Below are 7396 nucleotides of genomic sequence, written 5' to 3'. Positions count from 1 at the left end.
TTGTCATTTCCTATCCCCTCCGTATTTATAAGTTTAACTTATAAGGGGATAAGACTCAAATTCCTTTACGGGGCTAAATAGGAAGCCTATCTGAAACAGTACATAAATCAGCGAACCGCAGCGTAACGAACAAAATGAACCATTTTGGCAAAACCGCAGACTCCAACGTCCACCGCCTAATTGCCGTTCTCCATACGGATAGGCGGCTGTCAAGGACCGCCAAAGGCGGGGCTTTAGCCCTTGTCCTTGACGGACGACTAGCTGTATGAGACCCTATAGGCGGCGGTGGCGGACCGCATAACTGGGATGTAGCGATAATCGAAGCATCCCTATGAATGAACGAGAATATCACACTTAGTTGTGTCTAATAAATCGGGAAGACCTCAGTCCAAACGATCAATGTAACTAGAACAACAACATAACTATAGATAACTGTGGTTCCTAACGGTAATATAGATAACTGTACTAGACACTGTAGTTAACTGCTCTGCCCACTGAACAGGTCCCCACAGCACCTCACAGCAATCATACCTTTTTTCCCATGGACATGAAATAGAGGGATGCTGGCGGCAATTCCTGTCGCTGTGGACAAAGGCCAAGGCCGATTGAAAGAAGCTGTCGATGAAGCGCTCACTGATTTTGTGCAAAATTATCAAGACACCTTTTACTTGCTCGGTTCCGCTGTCGGCCCCCATCCCTTTCCGGAGATGGTCAAGTTTTTTCAAAGTGTGGTCAGTGAAGAATCAAAGCGACAAATCCTCGACAAAGAAGGACGGCTTCCTGATGCGATACTCGCCTGTGTGGGCGGCGGCAGCAACGCCATCGGGGCCTTTGCACACTACATAGAAGAAGCATCCGTTCGGCTGATCGGCGTGGAACCGAAAGAGGCGGCGACACTAACCGAAGGTGTCCCCGGCACGATTCATGGCTTTAAGTGCCTGGTTTTGCTCGATGAACAGGGCAACCCCCAGCCGACCTATTCCATCGCTGCGGGATTAGATTACCCCGGCGTGGGGCCTGAGCACAGCTACTTGCAAGCGAGCGGACGGGCGGAGTATGTCACGGTGACGCGCCAAGAGGCCCTAGACGCTTTTCTAACGCTATCCAAGACTGAAGGGATTACCCCAGCATTAGAAAGCGCGCATGCGGTCGCCTACACGCTAAAATTGGCCCCTAAGCTTTCGCCGGATAAGATCATCATCGTCAACCTCTCGGGGCGGGGCGATAAGGACGTAGCTCAGGTCTACGACATGCTGAACGGTTAATCGGAAAAACCCAAATGGTTAAATGGCGTGTCAGTTGCACAATCGGCACGACATTTTTTTGTTGAACAAAAAACGGCGCTAACCCTAACCGGATAAGGGATAGCGCCGTTTTCGCTTTGAAGTGGTTTGGTTGGACAACAAGAAATGTCAGAAAGCCTTAAGAAATATATGTGATCTTTCTTCATAATCACCTTTTATAATTTATAACAGGGAGAACGGTAGCACAGAGCGTAAATCAGAGAAAACAAGAACAGAAAAGTGATGACGAAATTTTTTTAAGGTGGTGACGGTTATCCAATCCTACAGCGTTTTGGTGGTAGATGATGATCAAGATATTGTGGAAAGTTTGTCCATCTACCTCCGTCACGAGGGCTATGAAGTTTTAAAGGCATACGACGGCTTGCAAGCTCTGGAGATCATCAATACAAAGGCGGTTCATCTGTTGCTCATGGACATTATGATGCCAAAGTTGGATGGCATCAAAGCGACATTGAAAATTCGGGAAGAGAAAAACATTCCGATCATTATCGTGTCGGCTAAATCGGAGGATATGGATAAAATACACGGCCTCACCGTGGGGGCGGACGATTATGTCACTAAACCCTTCAATCCCTTGGAGTTATTGGCAAGAGTCAAGTCTCAATTACGGCGATACACGAGCCTGGGAAATATGGACCAGAGCCACGCTGCTTCCAAAATCGTCATCGGCGGATTGCAAGTGGACCCCGAATGCAGAAGTGTGACTGTAGACGGAGAATTTGTCAAGTTAACGCCTTTGGAATATGGAATATTGGAGCTTTTATGCAAGCATCCCAACCGGGTTTTCTCAGCAGAAGAGATTTACCGCCGGGTGTGGAACGAAGAGGGCTTTATCAATGACAACACCATCGCCGTCCATGTCCGCAGAATTCGTGAAAAGATCGAGATCAATCCGAAAGAACCCAAATATTTGAAGGTGGTGTGGGGTGTTGGATACCGAATTGAAAAAAATTAGCCGGTCACCCATTGTAACAGGGTTTGCTTTCTTACTAGTGGTGGTCAGTTTTGGCATCGCTGTAACCATGTTTGCGAACCTGATGAAAAATGTGGACAGCCTGGAAGTTTTATCGGAGCGGCACTATGTTAATTCAAGCGAATTATCGCGATACCAGCAACAAGTTCTTGAGGATCTTAATCAATTGCTTAAGTATGGAAATGAAGAAAATATTAAAGCCGGCAATAGCATCAATAAAACAGATTACGAGATTCGAAGGCAGCGAATCTTTGACGATTGGTATGCTGAGTTGGATCGCCGGATGGAACTCTCTGATCAACCGAACGACGAAAAACCAAACGCTTCAACGGTGGAAAGCAAGTTACAGAAATCTCAGGTGATCAAAAATAAATTTGAACAGGAAATGGCCGGAAAACTGGCCGACCTTCATCAAGAAATGATCGACGGCGAGTTCCGGGAGTATCGTTCCCTTTTACAGAGAGTGAGCAATCAGCCAGCGTTCTATTACTATGCGACCAATGGTGTAGTTACTTATAGCAATACGGATCAAAGGGACCGAAGCTATTTTACCGGATTCCAAGCCTACTATGTAGTGGACAAAAGCGTCTCAAAAATCTACCCGACAAACAAAGACTACACAGGATTTTACAATTCAGCTTTCGACTACGCGTCAAACAACACCATTTACCTGGCAGTCAACGATGAGTTCTTAGCGCAAAAGCAGGAAGAAAGGGATCGACAGTATGTTCATTTATACTACGGGATGAGGGTCATCGCGGGAGCCGTGTTGTTGATCTGCATAGGTCTTCTTTACCTGATCTGGGAAACAGGGAAGGGGAACGATGGACAAACAATACAGTTTCAACTCATTGACCGGCTGTACACGGATATCGCTCTTTTCGGTATCCTTACTGTAGTGTTCTCATGGGCGATTTTAATGGTCCAACTGATACAAAGCAACTTTTTGGATGCGCCGTTGTTCATCTTGGACTTCTTACGGCCTGATTTCCTGTCGGCTACGCTGTTTAGCATGATAAGCTGCAGTCTAGGCTTATGGTTGCTGTTATCTTTGGTTCGGCGCTTGAAAAATAGGAGTTTACTCAAGGAGAGCTTGACCTATCGGGCGGTCTCAAAAATCCGGACCATGCTCAGAACCATTCTAACTTCAGGTTCGCTCTTAATAAAAATAGCCGCAGCCATTGTGCTGCTGGTGGTTTCCGTATTCGTTTTGTCCGCTTTGATGGTTACCGCCGGTTCACGGCTGGCGTTCTTCTTTTTCCTGGTTCTTGGCGCGTTGACGGCTTTCGCCGTGTATTACACCATATACGCAGTAAAACCTTTACAAGTGATCATGGACGGGGTGCAAATCATTAAAAAGGGACAACTGGATCATGAAATCGTAATCAACGAGAACAGCCTGTTTGCTGCGTTGGCAAAAGACGTAAATACCTTGGCCGATGGATTGAAGCGCGCCTTGGCCAAAGAAATTAAAGCGGAAAGAATGAAGTCCGAACTGGTAACCAACGTATCCCACGATTTAAAGACGCCTTTGACTTCGATTATTAACTATGCCGATTTGCTTTCTAAAGAAAATCTAATTCCAGAGGTGGCTAACGAATATGTGGCTGTCATCAAGAAAAAGAGTGAAAGATTAAAACAGATGACCCAGGATTTGTTTGAAATTTCCCGGGTGCAAAGCGGCAACATTACCATGGAAATGGAACGTATCGATTTGGCTGTTTTGGTCAACCAATCCCTGGCCGAGCAGGAAGAACAAATTGAAGCGTCAGAGCTAGAATTTAAAGTGAACGCCCAAGAGGGGCAGGCCCTTGTTATGGCCGACGGAAAACGGCTTTCCCGGGTGCTGGAGAATTTAATCCAGAATGTATTGAAATACGCATTAGCCAAGACGAGGGTTTATATTACCGTATCGGCAGATGAAACCCATGTCTATGTGGAATTCAAAAACATCTCCAACTACGAGATGAATTTCAATAAAGACGAAATTCTGGAGCGCTTCGTTCGGGGAGACCAGTCGAGAACTACCGAGGGCAGCGGACTCGGGCTCGCCATTGCCCAAAGCAATGTAGCCGCTTGCGGCGGTGTTTTAAAAGTGACCGTCGACGGAGACCTCTTTAAAGTTTTGATCAAAATGAATAAAGCTTTTTCAGATGGCGATGCTCCCGCGAACCTATGAATCGTTGGAACAGTTCAGATACACTCAATCATAGTGGCATATCCAAAACACGTGGAGACGATCAATCTATTTGCAGGCTGTAAGTTAGGTCTTAGCTGGCCTAAACGACTAACAATGTCTTAAATAAAAATCAAAGGCAGTGATCCAGATATAAAATCCGGATCACTGCCTTTGTCTTGTTAAACGGAGAAATAATGCGGATAGTATCGTGATTTACTTACTAAGTTTTTGGCTAAGCAGAAGCCTTTGAAAAACCCCAGTTGGAAGATTACGCAAGTTTACATAATATCTATTATGCGAAGTAAAAGATTTGAAACTTTGGTATTTCGACCAATTGAGTTGTATCTCCAATTTAGCCGTGTTTTTTCAACAGACTCAAATGAACCTATTCGGCACAACTGGTACGCTAAGTTTTTCTTTACCTAATGACTTTATTGACCGGAGTAATTTGCTCAAAGATCCTCCGGTTAACTAACTTTTCAACAGTTGGACAAAGCAAAAACTCTTCAAACTTATAACCAGGACATTACTCATGATGTAAGATTTTTGCTCCTCAATTGTCGTAGCGTAATCCAACTTTCCAGATACCACAAAATCACTCCGTCTGAAACAACTTGAGAAAATCCTCTTATGAACAAACTTCTTAGTGATAAACATGATCCCAATAAACAAATTGAAACTAAATGGACGATTTGATCGTCTATAAGGCAGGAAATTAGATTACTTAAAAGGAGTGTATTGTTTCATGAACCGCCGAAGCCAACGCATTCTCTCACTCTGTGTTTCCGGCTGCCTCCTTACGACCTTACTCCCCTCTTACGCTTTCGCTGGCGAAACTACTTTGATTTCTCAACAAACTAAAGTATCTCTAGAACAAGCCATTCGTATCGTAAAAGACAACTTTCCAGTTCCTCAAGATTTGGACGACTTCCGATCTGGATTTAACGAATTTAATGGTCGTAAAGTTTGGAATCTTAGTTGGAATGCTACAAAAGGTTCAAACGGTTCTTTTTCCGCCGAAGTTGATGGCACCACCGGTGAAATCTTAAGTATGAATCATTGGGATTGGCAGCCGGATCCTTCCAATACAGCACTAAACATAGCCGATATCACGATGGAAGTTGCCAAAGAAACGGCTAGTCAATTGGTGCAAAGGCTTAACTCGGGAAAATGGCAAAAGTTACAATTGGTTACTGACATAAATCAATCCCCCTTCGTTTCGAAAGATGGAAACCGCCAGTACAATTTTTACTGGCAACGGATCGAGAACCAAATTCCATTCCCTGGTAACGGGATTTCCGTCGCGGTTGACTCCAAAACCGGAAAAGTCGTTAACTACCAGGTAAACTGGACAACCGCTGCCTTACCTGATACGAAAGGTGTCATCTCTCCTGAGAAAGCGAAAGAAGGCTTTATCGATGCAAATATGCTGGAGTTGCAATACTTTTTTCCCCGTAGAGATAAAGCCGAGAGTAAACCTTTTCTTGTATACCGACTCACCAATCCTTCGGAAGGTGCAATTGACGCATTTACCGGTCAACCTCTAATCCCTAAAGAACAATGGATTCAAAAAGGCTATGGCAGTTTTGCCGCTGGTATGGGGATGAGTGTAAGTGCAGTGCCGTCAAAAGGAATGGATCATGCCACAGAACTACGACCGGAAGAATTAAAAGAAATCAGCCAAGCTGATAAATTTATCAGTCGCGATCAAGCCATTGAATCCATAAAAAAATGGCTTCAGATACCTAAAGATATTACTCTCAGAAACGCAAGTCTTTCCCGGGAGTGGGATAGCCAGTATGGTTGGAACATATTTTGGGACGGATCGGAAGGGAAAAACTTATCCTGTCGGGTCAATGCTTTGACCGGTGAGTTAATCGGATACTATCATTGGGATCAGTCCATGGATGATTCCAAAAATGGAGAATTGAACCGGGACGGCGCCCGACAGCTTGCGGAAACCTTCTTGAAAAAGATTCAACCGAAACGATTTCAAGGAGTACAATTAGATAATCAACAAGTACCACCGGAGCCCCGTCCACTCATCCAAAATCCAATGCGTCAGACTTTTTCCTATGTTCGAAAGGTCAACGGGATTCCGTTTCCCGACAACCGGATTAACGTAACTGTCAACACACTTTCGAAAGAAGTTACAGAGTATAACCTTGATTGGACAGAAAAAGAATTTCCCTCGTCCAGTCAGGTTATGTCCACAGCAAGTATCAACGAGAACTTTTTAAACAAACGCCCTCTGACTTTGACCTATGCGCAAGCCGATGACTCAAAAGGAAATCAGTCGGTAAAACTCATCTATCAACCGCTTTCTGCTTCTCGAATGGCTGCTTACCCGGTGTTGCTCGATGCACGAACTGGGCAAAGCCTCGATTGGGAAGGCAATATCGTCGATGAGAATAAATACGACTTCAAATTCAACGATATTTCCGGAATTCCATTGGAAGCAGAGATTCACAAACTCGGTCAGATCAACCTCTTCCGTGAATATGGTTCAGCCTTCCATCCCAATGAATCCGTATCTATGGTTTCCTTACTTCGAGGTATGGTGATGATCAAGTCCCCCCTCTCGGACAATAAGACGATCACCGACCAAGAAGTTATCGCCTCTGCCAAATCCTTTGGCTGGGTTCAAGGTGAGGTTCAGCCAGGCGACGCCGTCACTCGGGAGCAACTGGCCAAGTTGACTGTGCGCATGCTGAAACTAGAGCCGGCTGCAAAAGTCCAAAAGATTTATCAACTTCCTTTTGAAGATGCAGCATCTCTTTCCGACGGATCTATCGGTTATGTAGCCCTCGCATGGGGGTTAGGCATGATTAAGACCGATACGAACAACCTGGCACCACAGCAAGCGGTGACCCGTGCCGAGGCTGCTTATGCCCTGTTACAAGCAATGAAAGTAAAGTAAAGAGGAAGCTCCCCCTATCG

4 protein-coding genes are annotated in these 7396 nt (G+C 45.0%); all 4 read left to right on the top strand.

All coding sequences use genetic code 11. The features are described 5' to 3' along the window. Positions 1 to 560 precede the first annotated feature (560 nt). The 4 genes from H1S01_RS17350 to H1S01_RS17335 all read left to right on the top strand — a co-directional run bounded on the left by H1S01_RS17350 (position 561) and on the right by H1S01_RS17335 (position 7376). Positions 561 to 1265 (top strand): pyridoxal-phosphate dependent enzyme, encoded by a 705-nt coding sequence (locus H1S01_RS17350; RefSeq protein ID WP_207732402.1) that lies wholly within the window; start codon positions 561 to 563, stop codon positions 1263 to 1265. Positions 1266 to 1545: 280 nt separating this feature from the next. Beyond that, positions 1546 to 2259 (top strand): response regulator transcription factor, encoded by a 714-nt coding sequence (locus H1S01_RS17345; RefSeq protein ID WP_341479132.1) that lies wholly within the window; start codon positions 1546 to 1548, stop codon positions 2257 to 2259. Continuing rightward, complete coding sequence (locus tag H1S01_RS17340; RefSeq protein WP_188041653.1) at positions 2231 to 4456, top strand: histidine kinase dimerization/phospho-acceptor domain-containing protein; 2226 nt, start codon at positions 2231 to 2233, stop codon at positions 4454 to 4456. The genes H1S01_RS17345 and H1S01_RS17340 overlap by 29 nt, the downstream gene beginning before the upstream one ends. Positions 4457 to 5201: 745 nt before the next feature. After that, the gene (locus tag H1S01_RS17335) at positions 5202 to 7376 is read left to right on the top strand and encodes a PepSY domain-containing protein (protein WP_188041652.1); all 2175 of its coding nucleotides are present in this window, start codon (positions 5202 to 5204) and stop codon (positions 7374 to 7376) included. The last annotated feature ends 20 nt before the right edge of the window (positions 7377 to 7396 follow it).

The organism is Heliobacterium chlorum, assembly GCF_014502795.1.
GTDB classification, from domain to species: Bacteria; Bacillota; Desulfitobacteriia; order Heliobacteriales; family Heliobacteriaceae; genus Heliobacterium; species Heliobacterium chlorum.
The sequence above is the reverse complement of the archived record's forward strand: the minus strand, read 5'-3'. Positions and strand labels throughout refer to the sequence as shown.